Source organism: uncultured Nevskia sp., from assembly GCF_903885465.1.
GTDB lineage: Bacteria > Pseudomonadota > Gammaproteobacteria > Nevskiales > Nevskiaceae > Nevskia.
The window spans coordinates 26,124-42,514 of the sequence record NZ_CAISIQ010000476.1 but is presented as its reverse complement, the minus strand read 5'-3'; the positions used below and the strand labels follow the sequence as shown (position 1 = coordinate 42,514).

The following is a 16,391-nucleotide window of genomic DNA, read 5'->3' as shown; positions in this document are numbered from 1 at the left end:
CTGCACATCCCCTTTCCGTCACGCGAAGTGCTGGCGACGCTGCCGCACCACCATTCGCTGGTGCGCGCGCTGTTCTCCTACGATCTGGTAGGCTTCCAGACCGAGGCTGACAGCGGCCGTTTCATCGATTACGTGCTCAACGAAGTCGAAGGCTCCTCGCTGGTCGGCGATGTTCTGCACGCGTTCGGCCGCAACGTCCGGGTCATGGATTTCCCGATCGGCATCGATACCGCCGAGTACGCCAGCTTCACCAATACCGAAGACGGCCGCCGTCAGACCGAACGCGTGCGCGCCGCCTTGCGTGGCCGCGCCCAGATCATCGGCGTCGATCGGCTCGACTACACCAAGGGCCTGCCGGACCGCTTCATCGCGTTCGAGCATTTCCTCGACAACTACCCGGAAGCGCACGGCCGGGTCGAGCTGCTGCAGATCGCGCCGACCTCGCGGGGCGAAGTGCCGGAGTACGTCAATATTCGCGAGCAGCTCGAACAGGCGGCGGGGCGGATCAACAGCCGCCACGCCGAAGTCGACTGGACGCCGATCCGTTACATGAATCGCACAGTGTCGCGACGCGCCCTGGCCGGCCTGTTCCGCGCCAGCGCCATCGGCCTGGTCACACCGCTGCGCGACGGCATGAACCTGGTCGCCAAGGAATACGTCGCGGCACAGGATCCGCAAGATCCCGGCGTGCTGATCCTGTCGCGCTTCGCCGGTGCTGCGCAGCAGATGTCGGCCGCGCTGATCGTCAATCCCTACGATCCGGTCAGCGTCGCCGAAAACATCAATCGCGCCTTGCAGATGCCGTTGGCCGAGCGCCGCGCGCGCCATCAGACGCTGCTCCAGGGCCTGTACGACGAAGACCTCGCGCATTGGCGCCAGCGCTTCGTCACCGCGCTTTCAGAGGCCGCTGCGGCCCGCTGACGGGCACTTCTGGCCCTCATCGGCAAGAGCTGCGCCGACACGCGCTTTCGTCTTGTAATTTTTATCAGCGCCCGTGGAAACACTTTTTGCAAGCTAGCGGCAGGCCGGGCACGGCACTTGTTGTTACCTGAGCACACCTTCACGTCGATCCAGGGAAAACATGCTCCAAGCCAAGCCGAAATCGACCGCAGCCGCAGATGTCGGGACGCTGCCCGCAAAGACGCGGACCCAGCGCTCGCCTCGCGGCGCGTCGCTTGCGCCGGCTTCGGTGTATTTCCTCGACGTCCTCAAGGCGGGCCCGACACGCGAATGGCCGGCGCTCTTCGACCGCTGCGCCGCACTCGGTTGCGATGCCGTGCTGCTGTCTTCGCCGTTCGTCGCCGATCAGCTGCTGCCGGCGCAGGGCAACGCCGAATCGGCTACCAAGATGCTGGCGCTGCTGGTGCAGGAAGCGCAGCAGCATGGGCTGGCGCTGTATCTCGATGTGCCGCTCGATCGCGCCGCAGCCGGCAGCCCGGTGGCCGTCGAGCATGCCGACTGGTTCCGCGTGCCGCCGCGCGTTGACGCCGCTGCGCTCGATCCACGCCGCGCCGCGCCGCCGGTCACGTCACTGGAGTTGAGTGCCGCCCCGGCGCAGTTGCCGGCCGTCACCCGTTACTGGCGTGCACAGTTGAGCACCTGGCTGGACACCGGCATCGCCGGCTTCCGGCTGGCCGCACCGGCTCGCCTGCAGTCGCTGCAGCAAGCGCTGATCGGCGATCTGGCCGAGCGCGCGCAGTTCATCGACTGGCGCCCGGCATCGCTGCTGCGCGCCGGGCTGCGATTCAACGATCCGGCGGTCACCATGCTGGCGCTGCTCGACGGTCCGTTCGACCAGGCCGCGCAGGGCAGCGAGGAGATGCTCGAATGCGCCTGCTGTCAGGTGCGCGCGCTGGCTGCCGGTGCGGCTCATGGCGTGATGCTGCCGATGGATTTCGGCCACGCCGCGCTCGATGCCGAAGGTCATCTGCGGCCCACCTCGCGGCTCACCGAAGCGCTGCAGACGCCGGCCGAGCCGAAGATCGAGAAGGCGGCCAAGGCCAGCCTGCTGGCCAAGCGTGCGCAGACCAAGGTCAATGTCGACGCGGCGCTGGCAGCTCGACGCATCATCATCGCCAATCTGGAACCGAGCATCGACAGCGGCCGCTACCCGGCCAAGCGCGTGGTCGGTGACAGCGTCGTCGTCGAAGCCGATGTCTTCACCGATGGCCATGACCAGCTCGCCGTGAATCTGCTCTGGCGCCCGGTGGGCGCCACGAAATGGAACCGTTCGGTGATGCAGCCGCTCGGCAACGATCGCTTCCGCGGCCGCTTCACCTTGCCGGCGCTGGGCCGTCACGAATTCACCGTCGAAGCCTGGCGCGATGCCTGGTCCAGCTTCCGCAGCGAGCTGCGCAAGAAGCATGGCGCTGGCCAGCGCGTCACCGTCGAGATCGACGAAGGCCGGCATCTGATCGAAGCCGCTGCGGAGCGCACCAGGAAACCGCTCGCCGAGCCGCTGCGCAAGCTGATCGAACGCCTGGCAACGGCCAACGAGCGCGATCGCATCGATCTGCTGCTCGACCTCGATACCGCGACCGCGATGGCGGCCGCCGATGATCAGCCGTTCGCCACGCGCCTGGAACCGGGTGCCGAGATCGATGCCGAGCGCAGCGCTGCGGCGTTCGGCGCCTGGTATGAAATCTTCCCGCGCTCGATGAGCGGCGACACCAGTCGGCACGGCAATTTCGATGATGTGATCGCCGCACTGCCGCGCATTCGCGACATGGGTTTCGACGTGCTCTATATGCCGCCGATCCACCCGATCGGCACGACCAATCGCAAGGGCCGCAACAACACGCTGACACCAGCGCCGGATGATCCGGGCAGCCCGTACGCGATCGGTTCGCCGGACGGTGGCCATGATGCGATCCATCCACAGCTCGGCACCTTGGAAGACTTCCGCCGCATGCGCGATGCAGCGGCCGCGCATGGTCTCGAGCTGGCGCTGGATTTCGCGATCCAGTGCTCGCCCGATCATCCGTGGCTGAAGGACCATCCGGAATGGTTCGCCTGGCGTGCCGACGGCAGCATCAAATACGCGGAGAACCCGCCGAAGAAGTACGAGGACATCGTCAACGTCGACTTCTACGCGCCGGGTGCCAAGCCAGGGCTCTGGCATGCGCTGCGCGACGTGGTGCTGTTCTGGGTCGGCGAAGGCGTCAACATTTTCCGCGTCGACAATCCGCACACCAAGCCGCTGCCGTTCTGGGAATGGCTGATCGCCGAGGTGCGTGGCCAGCATCCGGAAGTGATCTTCCTCGCTGAAGCCTTCACCCGGCCGGGGCCGATGCTGGAACTGGCGAAGGTCGGTTTTTCGCAGTCCTACACCTACTTCACCTGGCGCAACACCAAGGCCGAGCTGACTGAATATCTGACCGAGCTGAACACGCCGCCGCTGCGTGACTGCTTCCGGCCGCACTTCTTCGTCAACACGCCGGACATCAACCCGGTGTTCCTGCAGAACTCCGGCCGCGCCGGCCATCTGATCCGCGCCGCACTGGCGGCCACCTTGTCCGGCCTCTGGGGCGTGTACTCAGGCTTCGAGCTCTGCGAAGCGCGAGCGATTCCGGGCAAGGAGGAATACCTCGATTCCGAGAAGTACCAGCTGAAGGCCTGGGACTGGCTGCGGCCCGGCCACATCACTCAGGAAATCACGGCGCTGAATCGCATTCGTCGCGAAAACCCGGCGCTGCACTCGCAACGCGGCCTGGAATTCCACACCGCGCTGAACGACCAGATTCTCTATTTCGAGAAGGCGACCGAAGACCGCGACAACGTCTTGTTGATCGCCATCAATCTCGATCCGCATCACCCGCAGACGGCGAGTTTCGAAGTGCCGCTGTGGCGCTGGAAGCTCCCCGATGACGCGGAGCTTGAAGCTCACGATCTGCTCGATGGTTCTCGCTTCGTCTGGCGTGGCAAAAGCCAGACCCTGCGGCTCGATCCGGCCAAACCGTACGCCATCTGGCGCGTGCGGCCGGTCCACACCCATCAACAGGGAGCCTGAACATGGCACTTGGCAACGCACCTCCGCTGCAGCATCAGCCCGAAGTCCACCAGGCGCTCAGCAATGATCCGCTCTGGTACAAGGACGCGGTCATCTACCAGCTGCACATCAAGTCCTACTTCGATGCCAACAACGACGGCGTCGGCGATTTCGCGGGGCTTGAAGCGAAGCTCGACTACATCGTCGAGTTGGGTGTGGACACCATCTGGCTGCTGCCTTTCTATCCCAGCCCGCGCCTGGACGATGGCTACGACATCGCCGACTACCGCGGCGTGCATCCCGATTACGGCAACCTGAAGGATGCCAAGCGCTTCATCCAGGCCGCCCACGACCGCGGCCTGCGGGTGATCACCGAGCTGGTCATCAACCACACTTCGGACCAGCATCCCTGGTTCCAGCGCGCCCGCAATGCGCCGAAGGATTCCAAGTACCGCGACTGGTACGTGTGGTCCGATACCAAGGAAAAGTATCTCGGCACCCGCGTGATCTTCTGCGATACCGAGCCCTCGAACTGGACCTGGGACCCGGTCGCCGAAGCGTTCTACTGGCATCGCTTCTATGCCCATCAGCCGGATCTCAACTTCAACAATCCGGCGGTGCTGAAGGAAATCTTCGCGGTGATGCGCTACTGGCTCGATCTCGGTGTCGACGGCCTGCGCCTCGATGCAGTGCCCTATCTGATCGAGCGCGAAGGCACCTCCTGCGAAAACCTGCCGGAAACGCATGCCGTGCTGAAGGCGATCCGCGCCGCGCTCGACGAGAAGTACAGCAACCGCCTGCTGCTCGCCGAGGCCAATCAGTGGCCGGAAGACGTGCAGGAATACTTCGGTCAGGGCGACGAATGCCACATGGCCTTCCACTTCCCGCTGATGCCGCGCATGTACATGGCGATCGCCCAGGAAGACCGCTTCCCGATCACCGACATCATGCGGCAGACGCCGGCGATTCCCGACAACTGCCAGTGGGCGATCTTCCTGCGCAACCATGACGAGCTGACCCTGGAAATGGTCACCGACGCCGAGCGCGACTATCTCTGGCAGACCTATGCCAGCGACAAGCGTGCCCGCCTGAACCTCGGCATCCGTCGCCGTCTGGCGCCGCTGCTGGAGCGTGATCGCCGCCGCATCGAACTGCTCAACTCGCTGCTGCTGACCATGCCCGGCACACCGGTGATCTATTACGGCGACGAGATCGGCATGGGCGACAACATCCATCTCGGCGACCGCGATGGTGTGCGCACGCCGATGCAGTGGTCGCCGGATCGCAACGGCGGTTTCTCGCGTGCCGATCCGGAACAGCTGGTGCTGCCGTCGATCATGGGCACGCTGTACGGTTTCGAATCGGTCAATGTCGAATCACAGAGCCGCGATCCGCATTCCCTGCTGAACTGGATGCGCCGCATGCTCGCCACCCGCAAGCAGCACAAGGCCTTCGGCCGCGGCACGATCCGCTTCCTGCATCCCTCGAACCGCAAGGTGCTTGCCTATCTGCGCGAGTGGGAAGGCGAGACGCTGCTTTGCGTCGCCAATCTTTCACGTGCGCCGCAGGCGGTGGAGCTGGATCTGTCCGAATTCTCCGGCCGCGTGCCGGTGGAGATGGGCGGCAACTCGGTGTTCCCGCCGATCGGCCAGCTGACCTATCTGCTGACCCTGCCGCCTTATGGTTTCTACTGGCTGCAGTTGTCTGTCGCCGCCAACATGCCGAGCTGGTACAAGCCGGCGCCGGAACAGATGCCGGAGCTGACCACGATGGTGGTTCGCCGCGGCATCGAGGAACTGCGCGATCCCCAGCACCGCACGGTGCTGACCCAGGAAATCCTGCCGGACTACCTGCCGCGCCGGCGCTGGTTCGCATCGAAGGACATGGCGATCGGCACCGTGCGGATGGCCGACACCACCTTGCTGACCAGTGGTGATCGCAACGTGGTGCTGGCCGAAATCGAGGTCGGCGATCCCGCCGCCGAGGCGCGCTACCTGCTTCCGCTGGCCCTGGTCTGGGATAACGAAGTGGCCCGCGCGCTGCCGCAGCAGCTGGCGCTGGCGCGAGTCCGCTTCGGCCGCAAGGTCGGTTTGATGACCGATGCCTTCTCGCTCGAACTGCTGCCGGTAGCGCTGCTCGAAGCGCTGCGCAGCTCGCAGACCGTGCTGTCCCGCGAAGGCGGCGAAGTGCGCTTCATCGGCGAGCCGGGGCTGGATGCAATCACCCTGTCATCACCACCCGCGGTGCGCTGGATCGCCGCCGAGCAGTCGAACAGCTCGGTGCTGATCGAAGAGACCGCGGTCATCAAGATCGTTCGCCGCATCCGGCCGGGTCTGAACCCGCAGACCGAGATGTCGCGTCATCTGACAACGCAGGGCTTCAAGGCAATCCCGGAACTGCTCGGCGAAATCGTCAAGCATGAAGCGGACGGCGTGCAGCGGACCATGGCGATCGTCGAACGCTATGTGCACAACGAAGGCGATGCTTGGGCCTGGACCCTGTCCTGGCTGCAGCGCAGCTTCGAACCGCTGACCCTCACCGAAGTCTCCGAGGACAACATCCGCGATGCCTTTGCCGGCTACGCGCTGACCGCCGCGGCGATCGGCCGCCGCCTCGCCGAAATGCATGTGGCGCTGGCCACCGACAGCGACGACCCGGCGTTCGCGCCCGCGCCGGCCACCAAGGCCGACATCGCCGGCTGGGTTGCCGACGTGCGCAAGGAACTGGATCAGGCGCTGGCCCTGCTCGGCAGCCGTCGCGAGTGGCCGGATGCCGAAACCCAGGCCGCCGCCGGCGAACTGCTGGCCGCTCGCGAAGCCCTGTACGCAAGGCTCGACAGCTTCGAGCACCTGGCAGGCGCGATGCTGACCACGCGCATCCACGGCGATTTCCATCTGGGCCAGATCCTGGTCGTGGCCGGCGATGTCTGCCTGATCGACTTCGAAGGCGAACCCGGCCGCTCGCTGGCCGCACGGCGTGCCAAATCCAGCCCGCTGCGCGATGTCGCCGGTCTGCTGCGCTCGCTGCATTACGCGGCACTGTCGTCGGCCACCGCCCAGCCGGAAGCCGGCGCCGCGATGCCGCGCGAACGCTCGCAGCTGCGCCAGAAGCTGACCCACGAGTTCCACACCCAGGCGCAGGCCGCCTTCCTCAACGCTTACCGCGAGGTGGCAGCCGGTGCCGAGCGCAGCTGGTACGACGAGCAGAGCTTCCAGCCGCTGATCGATCTGTTCCTGCTCGGCAAGGCCGCCTACGAGGTGCAGTACGAAGCCGAATCGCGCCCGGCCTGGATCGGCCTGCCGATCGAAGGCCTGCTGGCACTGGTCCGCTCCCCTGCCATTCCTGCCACCCAGGAGGCCGTCCATGCCGAGGTCTGAATCGTCATCGGAAGACACTGTCGACAAGCCAGTCGCGGGCAAGGAAGCAGCCAAGAAGTCGGCAGCGCGCGCCAGCCGTTCGAAAGCCGTGAAAGCGGCGCCTGAGGCTGATTCTGCCGAGACGACAGTTGTGCAGGCCAGTGTTCAACTGGTGGCCAAGCCCAGCCTCGATCAGGACGCGATTCGCGCACTGGCCGAAGCCCGCCACAGCGATCCGTTCTCGATCCTCGGCGCCCATGCTGCCGAGCGCGGCCAAAGAGTGCGCGTGTTCATGCCCGGCGCTCGCGCCGTGCATCTGCTCAGCCGCGACAGCGATAGCGCGCTCGGCGAACTATCGCGTACCGACGACTCCGGCTTGTTCGAAGGCATCCTGAGCCCGGCGCAGCCTTATCGCCTGCGGATCCTCTGGCCGGGTGAAGGCGAAGGCATCGAGCAGATCACCGAAGACCCGTACACCTACCCGCTGCTGCTCGGCGAAGTCGATCTCTATCTGTTCAACGAAGGCCGGCATTGGGAGTTGGGCCAGCAGTTCGGCGCCCAGCCGGTGCTGATCGATGACGTGCCCGGCGCGCGCTTCGCGGTCTGGGCTCCGAACGCGGTGGCGGTATCGGTGGTCGGCGATTTCAACAGCTGGGATGCGCGACGCCATCCGCTGCGGTTGCGCAGGGCTTCCGGCGTCTGGGAGCTGTTTGTCCCGCGGGTTGCTGAAGGTGCTGCGTACAAGTACCACGTCGTCGGCAGCGAAGGCCCACTGCCCTGGAAAGCCGATCCGCTTGCCCATGCCACCGAAGCACCGCCGGCTACTGCGTCCCGGGTAGCGCCGGTCAGCACTTTCGAATGGCGCGATCAGGACTGGCTGGCCGAGCGTGGCCACTACCACGGGCCGGATGCGCCGCTGTCGATCTACGAGGTGCACGCCGGGTCCTGGCTGCGCCGCGACGGTCGCGATGACGCCGAGCAGACGCTCGACTGGGCAGCACTCGCAGAGAAACTCATCCCGTATGTGCAGGCGATGGGCTTCACCCATGTCGAGCTGATGCCGATCATGGAGTACCCCTTCGGCGGCTCCTGGGGCTATCAGCCGCTGAGCCTGTATGCGCCGAGCGCGCGTTACGGTTCGCCAGATGATTTCCGCCGCTTCGTCGACAGCGCCCATGCCGCCGGCATCGGCGTGATTCTCGACTGGGTGCCGGCGCATTTCCCGACCGATGCCCACGGCCTCGCGCGCTTCGACGGCACGGCGCTGTACGAGCACGCCAATCCCTTCGAAGGTTGGCATCAGGACTGGAACACGCTGATCTACAACATGGGCCGCCGCGAAGTGCGCGGCTTCCTGATCGCCAGCGCCTTGGAATGGCTGGAGCGTTTCCATGTCGACGGCCTGCGGGTCGATGCCGTCGCTTCGATGCTTTATCGCGACTACTCCAGAAAGCAGGGCGAATGGGTGCCGAACGTTCACGGCGGCCGCGAGAACTACGAAGCCATCGAGTTCCTGAAGACACTCAACACCGTGGTCAGCGAGCGACATCCGGACGTACTGATGATCGCCGAAGAATCCACTGCCTGGCCGAACGTCACCCGGCCGGCGAGCGAGAACGGCCTGGGCTTCAGCCACAAATGGAACATGGGCTGGATGCACGACACGCTGGACTACATTCGCACCGATCCGATCTACCGCAGCTACAGCCATGACCGGCTGACCTTCGGTCTGGTCTACGCGTTCTCCGAACGCTTCGTGCTGCCGATCTCTCACGATGAAGTGGTGCACGGCAAAGGCTCGCTGCTCGACAAGATGCCCGGCGATGCCGCGCAGAAGCTGGCCAACCTGCGCGCCTACTTCGCGTTCATGTGGACGCATCCCGGCAAGAAGCTGCTGTTCATGGGCTGCGAGATCGCCCAGCCGCGCGAATGGAATCACGACGCGGCTCTGGACTGGGCACAGCTCGATGATCCCGGCCACCACGGCGTGCAAAGCCTGGTGCGCGATCTGAATCATCTCTATCGCGAACTGCCGGCGCTGCATACCTTCGACTGCGAAGGCCTCGGCTTCGAATGGATCATCGGCGATGACCGCGCCAACAGCGTCTTCGCGTTCCTGCGTCGCGGCCGAGTCGGCGATGCGCCAGTGCTGGTGGTCGCCAACTTCACGCCGGTGACCCGGCACGCTTATCGCGTCGGCGTACCGCAGCTCGGCCACTGGCGCGAGTGCCTGAACAGCGATGGCCAGATCTACGGCGGCAGCAATCAGGGCAATGGTGGCGGCGTGGTCGCCGATGCCATCGCGGCTCACGGCCAGCCAGCCTCGTTGAATCTGAGCTTGCCGCCGCTGGCAGTGCTGATCCTGCAACCCTCCTTCGAGATTCTTGTATGAGCAGCAGCGCAAATCCTTTGCAACGTGGCCGGCCGTATCCACTCGGTGCCACGCCAGATCAGCATGGCGTCAACTTCGCGGTGTTTTCCGCCAATGCCGATCGCATGCTGCTGTGTCTGTTCGACGAAGCCGGCACTGAAACCGCCCGCTTGCCGATGCCCGATTGCATCGACGAGGTCTGGTGCGGGTACCTTCCAGATGCCCAGCCGGGCCTGCGCTACGGCTATCGCGCCGAAGGCCGCTACGAGCCGAAGGCCGGCCACCGTTTCAACGTCAACAAGCTGCTGGTCGATCCTTACGCCAAACAGCTCGTCGGTGACGTGAAGCATGGCCCGGAGCTTTATGGTTATCGCCTCAATGCCGCGCGTGCCGATCTCAGCTTCAACGATGCCGACAGCGCAGCACTGATGCCGAAGTGCCTGGTCACCAACGACCACTACGATTGGCAGGGCGTGAAGAAGCCGGACGTGCCGTGGTCGGAAACGGTGATCTACGAAGCGCATGTGCGCGGCATTTCGATGCGTCGCGACGGCATTGCCGACGAGCAGCGCGGCACCTTCGCCGCACTGGCCGATCCGCGCTTCATCGATCACCTCAAGCAGCTGGGCGTCACCGCCGTGGAACTGCTGCCGATCCACTTCTTCCTCGACGAGCCGTTCCTCGAAGAAAAGGGCCTGAGCAATTACTGGGGCTACAACACGCTCGGCTTCTTCGCGCCACATCCCGCGTATCTGTCGTCCGGTGATCCGAACGAGATGCGCGATGCCGTGAAGGCGCTGCACGCGGCCGGCCTCGAAGTGATTCTCGACGTGGTCTACAACCACAGCTGCGAAGGCAACGAGCGCGGCGCCACGATGTCGTTCCGCGGCCTCGACAACGCCAGCTACTACCGGCTGATTCCCGGTCAAGAACGCTATTACGTCAGCGACAGCGGCTGTGGCAACACCATGAACCTGCCGCATCCGCGGGTGCTGCAGATGGTCATGGATTCGCTGCGCTGGTGGGCCACTGCCTACCAGATCGACGGCTTCCGCTTCGATCTCTGCTCCACGCTCGGCCGCGAGCCGACCGGCTTCGATCCGAATGGCGGCTTCTTCGATGCGATCCGCCAGGACCCGACCTTGAGCGAAGTGAAGCTGATCGCCGAGCCCTGGGACATCGGCCCCGGCGGCTATCAGCTCGGTCAGCATCCGCCGGGCTTCGCCGAGTGGAACGACAAGTACCGCGATAGCGTGCGCAAGTACTGGCGCGGCGATTCCCATCAGCGCCCGGAACTGGCGGATCGCCTGCTCGGCTCCTCGGCGACCTTCAACCATCGCCGCCGCAAGCCCTGGGCCTCGGTCAACTTCATCGCCGCACATGACGGCTTCACCTTGCACGATGTCGTCACCTACAACGGCAAGCACAACGACGCCAACGCCGAGAACAATCGCGATGGTTCGGATTCGAACTGGAGCAACAACTGGGGTGCCGAAGGCCCGAGCGATGACGAAGGCATCAACGAGACGCGCGAGCGGGTCAAGCGCTCGCAGCTGACCACCCTGGTGTTTTCGCAGGGCACGCCGATGCTGCTCGGCGGTGACGAGTTCGGCCGCACCCAGAACGGCAACAACAACGCGTTCTGCCAGGACAACGAGCTGAGCTGGCTGGACTGGTCGCTGCTCGATACGCCGGCCGGCAGCTCGCTGTACGCCTTCACCTCGCGCCTGCTCGAACTGCGCAAGGGCATGCCGATCCTGCACAGCCTCGACTTCCCCACCGGCGAGGAAATTCCCGACGCCGGCGTTCGCGACATCGAGTGGTTCAACACCGCTGGCGATCCGCTGATGCCGGACGAATGGGACGATGCCGAGGGCCGCACCCTGGCGCTGCGCCGCGCCAAGGTCGGCCCGGACAACACCATGCTGGTGCTGCTGCTCTGCAACTCCAGCAACCAGGACGAAAGCTTCAAGCTGCCGCCGCCGGCTCTCGGCTGGCATCTGCTGATCGACAGCGCCGAAGCGACGACCGAGGTCCGGGCGATCACCGAAGACGCGCTGCTGGTGCGCGCTCACAGTGTGTCCTTGCTCAGCGCCCAGACCGGTGATGGGGAGAGTGGTCCGGCAGGCGAGGCTGCCGCAGAGGCCGAAGCAGCGTGAATGGGCCGATGACGCAAGCTCGCTTCCCGTTCGGCGCGCAGCTCAATGCCGCCACCGGCATGGTCTTCTTCCGGCTCTGGGCGCCGAACTGCGCGGCGGTTTCGCTGCTGCTGGAAGGCCAGGAACCGCTGCCGATGAATCCGGTGCGCGCCGGCTGGTACGAAGTGCAGACGTCCTGCACCACCGGTGCGCGTTACAAGTTCCGGCTCGCCGACGGCACCGCCAATGGCATCGATGTTCCGGATCCGGCATCACGCCAGCAGCAGGACGATGCCCACGGCTGGAGCATCGTCGTCGACCACGATGCTTACCAATGGCGTCATCCCGACTGGCAGGGCCGGCCATGGTCGGAAGCGGTGATCTACGAGCTGCACGTCGGTGTCTGCGGCGGCTTCAAGGGCGTCACCGCGAATCTGCCCGAGCTGGCTGCGCTCGGCGTCACCGCGATCGAGTTGATGCCGATCGCGCAGTTTCCGGGTGTCCGCAACTGGGGCTACGACGGCGTGCTGCCGTTCGCACCCGCGGTCGCCTATGGCACGCCGGACGAGCTGAAGGAATTGATCGACACCGCCCACGGCCTCGGCCTGATGGTGCTGCTCGATGTCGTCTACAACCACTTCGGTCCAGACGGCAATTTCCTGCATCTCTTCGCCAGCGATTTCTTCCGCGACGACCGCAACACCGGCTGGGGCGCGGCGATCGATTTCCGTCGTCGGCAAGTGCGTGATTTCTTTATCGAGAACGCCCAGCACTGGCTCAACGACTACCGCTTCGACGGCCTGCGCCTCGACGCCGTGCACGCGATCGACGATCCCGATTACCTGTTCGAGTTCGCTCGCGCCGTGCGCGGCAGCGTTGCGCCGGACAGACACATCCATCTGATCGTCGAGAACGAAGACAACTGCGCCAGCCTGCTCGAGAGCAACACACCGAGCTTCGACGCGCAGTGGAACGACGACGGTCATCACTGCCTGCACGTGCTGCTGACCGGCGAGCACGAAGGCTATTACGCCGATTACGCGGTGACGCCGGCTGACAAGCTGGCGCGCTGCCTGGCTGAAGGCTTCGTCTATCAGGGCGAGCATTCCGAGCATTGCGGCCGGGCGCGTGGCGAGCCGAGCAAGGCACTGCGCTCGACGGCCTTCGTGCTGTTCCTGCAGAACCACGATCACATCGGCAATCGCGCGTTCGGCGAACGTCTGCTGACCCTGTGCCGCGCCGATGCCTTCCGCGCTGCCGCCGCATTGGTGTTGCTGTCGCCGCAGATTCCGCTGCTGTTCATGGGCGAGGAAGACGGTGCTCGCGAACCGTTCCTGTTCTTCACCGATCACCACCCGGAGCTGGCCGAACAGGTGAGAGTCGGCCGAATGGAAGAGTTCTCGAAGTTCGAGGCTTTTGCCGATACCGCCGACAGCCCGAACTTGCCGGACCCGAACGAGCCCACGACCTTCGCGGCCTCGGTGCCGCAGCCAACGGCCGAGTCTCCGCTGTGGCGCGCGTTCTACAGCAGCCTGCTGGCCCTGCGCCGCGAGCATGTGATGCCCGGCCTCGCCGGCATCACTCAGCGCGAGTCCGCCGTGCTCGGCCGCGCTGCCGTCAGCACTGCCTGGCTGAGCGGCGAAACCTGGCTGCGGCTTTACGCGAATCTTGATGAAGCGCCGGTGGAGTTCGAGATCGCACCGTCCGCGAAACTGCTTTATGCGAGCAGTGACGAAGCGGAAAGCGATGCCGCGAAGGGCGTATTGATCGGCTCCAGCACCTTGCTGTTCAGCGTGCCGGCATGAACGTCCTGCGCTCGACGGTCCGCCTGCAGTTCAACAAGGACTTCACCTTCGACGACGCCACCGCCTGCGTCGACTACTACGCGAAGCTCGGCATCAGCCATTACTACGCGTCGCCGATCTATACCGCGCGCGCGGGTTCGGCGCACGGCTACGACGTGGTCGACTTCGGCGCGGTGAATCCCGAACTCGGCGGCGAAGACGGGCTGCGCCGGATGGTCGCGCGCTTGCGCGAACACGGCATGGGCCTGGTCGTCGACATCGTGCCCAATCACATGGCGGTTGGTGAGGCCGACAATCCCTGGTGGCTGGACGTGCTCGAATCCGGGCCGGCCAGCCGCTACGCGAAGTTCTTCGACATCGACTGGTCGCCGCCGGATGAAGCGCTGCACGGCAAGCTGCTGGCGCCGTTTCTCGGCAAACCCCTCGATGCCGCGCTGGCCGATGGCGATCTCAAGCTCGGCTTCAACGAAGCGCGCGGCAGCTTCCATGTCGACTACGGTCCACATCGCTTTCCGATCTCGCCGTTCGACTACGCCGGAATCACCGAACCGCACTCGATCGCCGAAGCGCTGGCCCGCTACAACAACAGCGCCGAAGGCATCGAGCGGCTCCGTCAGCTGCTGCACGGCCAGCACTATGTTCTGGTCGACTGGCATGAAGCCGGCGCGCGCATCAACTGGCGGCGCTTCTTCGATGTCACCAGCCTGGCGGCGATCCGTGCCGACCGCGACGAAGTGTTCGAAGCCACGCATGCGCTGCCGCTGAGGCTGTATCAGGAAGGCCTGGTCGACGGTTTCCGTGTCGATCACATCGATGGTCTGGCCGATCCGGCAGCCTACCTCGCGCGCCTGCGCCAGCGGCTCGATCTGCTGCACGCCGAGCGGCCGCAGGAGTTCGCGCTGGAAACGCCGTGGCTGGTGGTCGAGAAGATCCTCGGTCACGGCGAAGTGCTCAGAGGCGACTGGCAGACCGATGGCGCCACCGGCTACAAGTTCATGGATGCCGTCTCCGGGCTGCTCCACGATCCGGCCGGCGAAGCGCCGCTGACCGAACTCTGGGAAAGCTTCACCGGCGAGCATGACGATGCTTCGCACTACGCCTATCGCGCCCGCAAGGAGCTGGCGGAATCGAGCTTCGCTGGCGATGTCGATGCATTGACCGCGCTGTTGATGGACTACGCCGCCGTCGCCACGCCCGAGTGGCGCATCGATACGATCAACATGCGCGTGGCGCTGATCGAATTCCTCGCGCACTTCCCGACCTATCGCAGTTATGTCGGCGAAGACGATGCCGACATGCACGACCGCAAGGTGATCCTGGTCACCCTGCAGGCAATCGAAGCGCAGGGCATCCACGACGATGGCCGTGCGCTGACCTTGCTGGTGCGCTGGCTCGACACCGCCCAGGACCAGCTGCCGGCCGAGGCTGACGAAGCCACGCAGCGCGCTCATCGCGCGCTGCAACGCATGCAGAAACTGCTACCGGCGCTCGATGCGAAATCGGTCGAAGACACAGTGTTCTATCGCTACGGGCGCTTGCTGTCGCGCAACGAAGTCGGCAGCTGGCCCGGCCAATTCGCGATGACGCCGAAGGAATTCCACGCGCTGAATCTCGATCGCGCGCTGCGCGTGCCGCGTTCGATGGTCGCCACCGCCACCCATGATCACAAGCGTGGCGAAGACACCCGCATGCGCCTGGCCGTGCTCAGCGAGCTGCCGCGGCTGTGGGCGGCCACCGTGCAGCGTTTGCACGAGGCATCGAGCAGCCTGCGGAAGGACAGCGACACGCCGACGCCGGCCGATGAGTTGATGCTCTATCAGACCCTGGTCGGCTCCTGGCCGCTGGATCTCGATCTGGACGACCGCGAAGCCATCGCCGCCTTCGGCGAACGAGTGGCCGGCTGGCAGCTGAAGGCGCTGCGCGAAGCCAAGCTGCTGACCAGCTGGGCGCATCCGGATGAAGCCTTCGAGCAGAACAATCGTGCCTTTCTCGATGCCCTGTTGAGCAATCCCGCGACCGTCGGGATCCTGGCCGAGCTGGTAGCCCGGATCGCGCCGTACGCAGCGTTGAACGGCCTGTCGCAAACCCTGCTGCGGCTGACCGTGCCGGGCGTGCCCGATCTCTACCAGGGCACCGAGTTCTGGGACTTGAGCCTGGTCGATCCGGACAACCGCCGGCCGGTCGATTACCCGGCGCGTCGGCAGGCCCTTGATGCTCCGGCCCCACCCGCCGCAATGATCGAGCACTGGCAGGACGGCCATCTGAAGCAGGCGCTGGTCGCGGCCGCACTGGCGCTGCGCAAGGCACTGCCCGAGGTTTTCGAGACTGGCAGCTACGAGCGTCTGGCCATCATCGGCCCGCAGGCCAACAGCGCTTTCGCGTTTGCCCGCCGTGCCGGCAACGACGTGGTGATCGCCATCGTCACTCGGCTGGGCGCACGAGCGGACAAGGCCATGGCCTTGCCGAGAGTCGCCTTCGGTCACTGGCAAGACAGCGCGGTGCTGCTGCCGGCCGATGCGCCATCGGCGCTCTACGATGCCCTGGGCGGTGCCGCCGTGGCAGCCGATGGCAAGCGGGTCACGCTGTCCGATGTGCTTCAGCATCTGCCCGTGGCGCTGCTGCGCTATCGAGTCTGAAGCCGGGCCATAAGGGCGAGGCTGGAAAGACGGGCGGTGCCGCGCTTACCGGCAGCGCCCAGGTTTCCCGGTAATTCCTGCTCAGCCGGTTCGTATC

Annotated in this window: 7 protein-coding genes; all 7 read left to right on the top strand. The window is 65.3% G+C overall.

The genetic code is table 11. From position 1 onward, the window contains the following. Window positions 1–921 (top strand): trehalose-6-phosphate synthase (locus QZY06_RS18595; RefSeq protein WP_295686889.1); only part of this gene is annotated, 921 nt, incomplete at its 5' end. Between the two features lie 160 nt (window positions 922–1,081). Further along, window positions 1,082–4,009, top strand: coding sequence for an alpha-1,4-glucan--maltose-1-phosphate maltosyltransferase (locus tag QZY06_RS18590; RefSeq protein ID WP_295686886.1), 2,928 nt, complete (start codon window positions 1,082–1,084; stop codon window positions 4,007–4,009). 2 nt (window positions 4,010–4,011) lie between these two features. Next, a complete protein-coding gene (treS, locus tag QZY06_RS18585) occupies window positions 4,012–7,365 on the top strand; it encodes a maltose alpha-D-glucosyltransferase (RefSeq protein ID WP_295686884.1) in 3,354 nt (1,117 codons plus the stop codon). After that, window positions 7,352–9,736 carry a 1,4-alpha-glucan branching protein GlgB gene (glgB, locus tag QZY06_RS18580; protein ID WP_295686882.1) on the top strand — a complete coding sequence of 795 codons (2,385 nt, stop codon included), beginning with the start codon at window positions 7,352–7,354 and terminating at the stop codon, window positions 9,734–9,736. Before treS ends, glgB begins: the two co-directional genes overlap by 14 nt. Beyond that, window positions 9,733–11,874: a glycogen debranching protein GlgX gene (gene glgX / locus QZY06_RS18575; protein WP_295686879.1), complete on the top strand. Its 2,142-nt coding sequence runs from the start codon at window positions 9,733–9,735 to the stop codon at window positions 11,872–11,874. The genes glgB and glgX overlap by 4 nt, the downstream gene beginning before the upstream one ends. 8 nt (window positions 11,875–11,882) lie before the next feature. After that, a complete protein-coding gene (gene treZ / locus QZY06_RS18570) occupies window positions 11,883–13,658 on the top strand; it encodes a malto-oligosyltrehalose trehalohydrolase (protein ID WP_295686877.1) in 1,776 nt (591 codons plus the stop codon). Beyond that, a complete protein-coding gene (treY, locus tag QZY06_RS18565) occupies window positions 13,655–16,294 on the top strand; it encodes a malto-oligosyltrehalose synthase (RefSeq protein WP_295686875.1) in 2,640 nt (879 codons plus the stop codon). Before treZ ends, treY begins: the two co-directional genes overlap by 4 nt. Window positions 16,295–16,391: the final 97 nt, after the last annotated feature.

Coding starts and splice junctions, on each gene's coding strand:
- treY (WP_295686875.1), top strand. CDS start 13,655: ATGAACGTCCTGCGCTCGACGGTCCGCCTGCAGTTCAACAAGGACTTC.
- treZ (WP_295686877.1), top strand. CDS start 11,883: ATGACGCAAGCTCGCTTCCCGTTCGGCGCGCAGCTCAATGCCGCCACC.
- QZY06_RS18590 (WP_295686886.1), top strand. CDS start 1,082: ATGCTCCAAGCCAAGCCGAAATCGACCGCAGCCGCAGATGTCGGGACG.
- treS (WP_295686884.1), top strand. CDS start 4,012: ATGGCACTTGGCAACGCACCTCCGCTGCAGCATCAGCCCGAAGTCCAC.
- glgX (WP_295686879.1), top strand. CDS start 9,733: ATGAGCAGCAGCGCAAATCCTTTGCAACGTGGCCGGCCGTATCCACTC.
- glgB (WP_295686882.1), top strand. CDS start 7,352: ATGCCGAGGTCTGAATCGTCATCGGAAGACACTGTCGACAAGCCAGTC.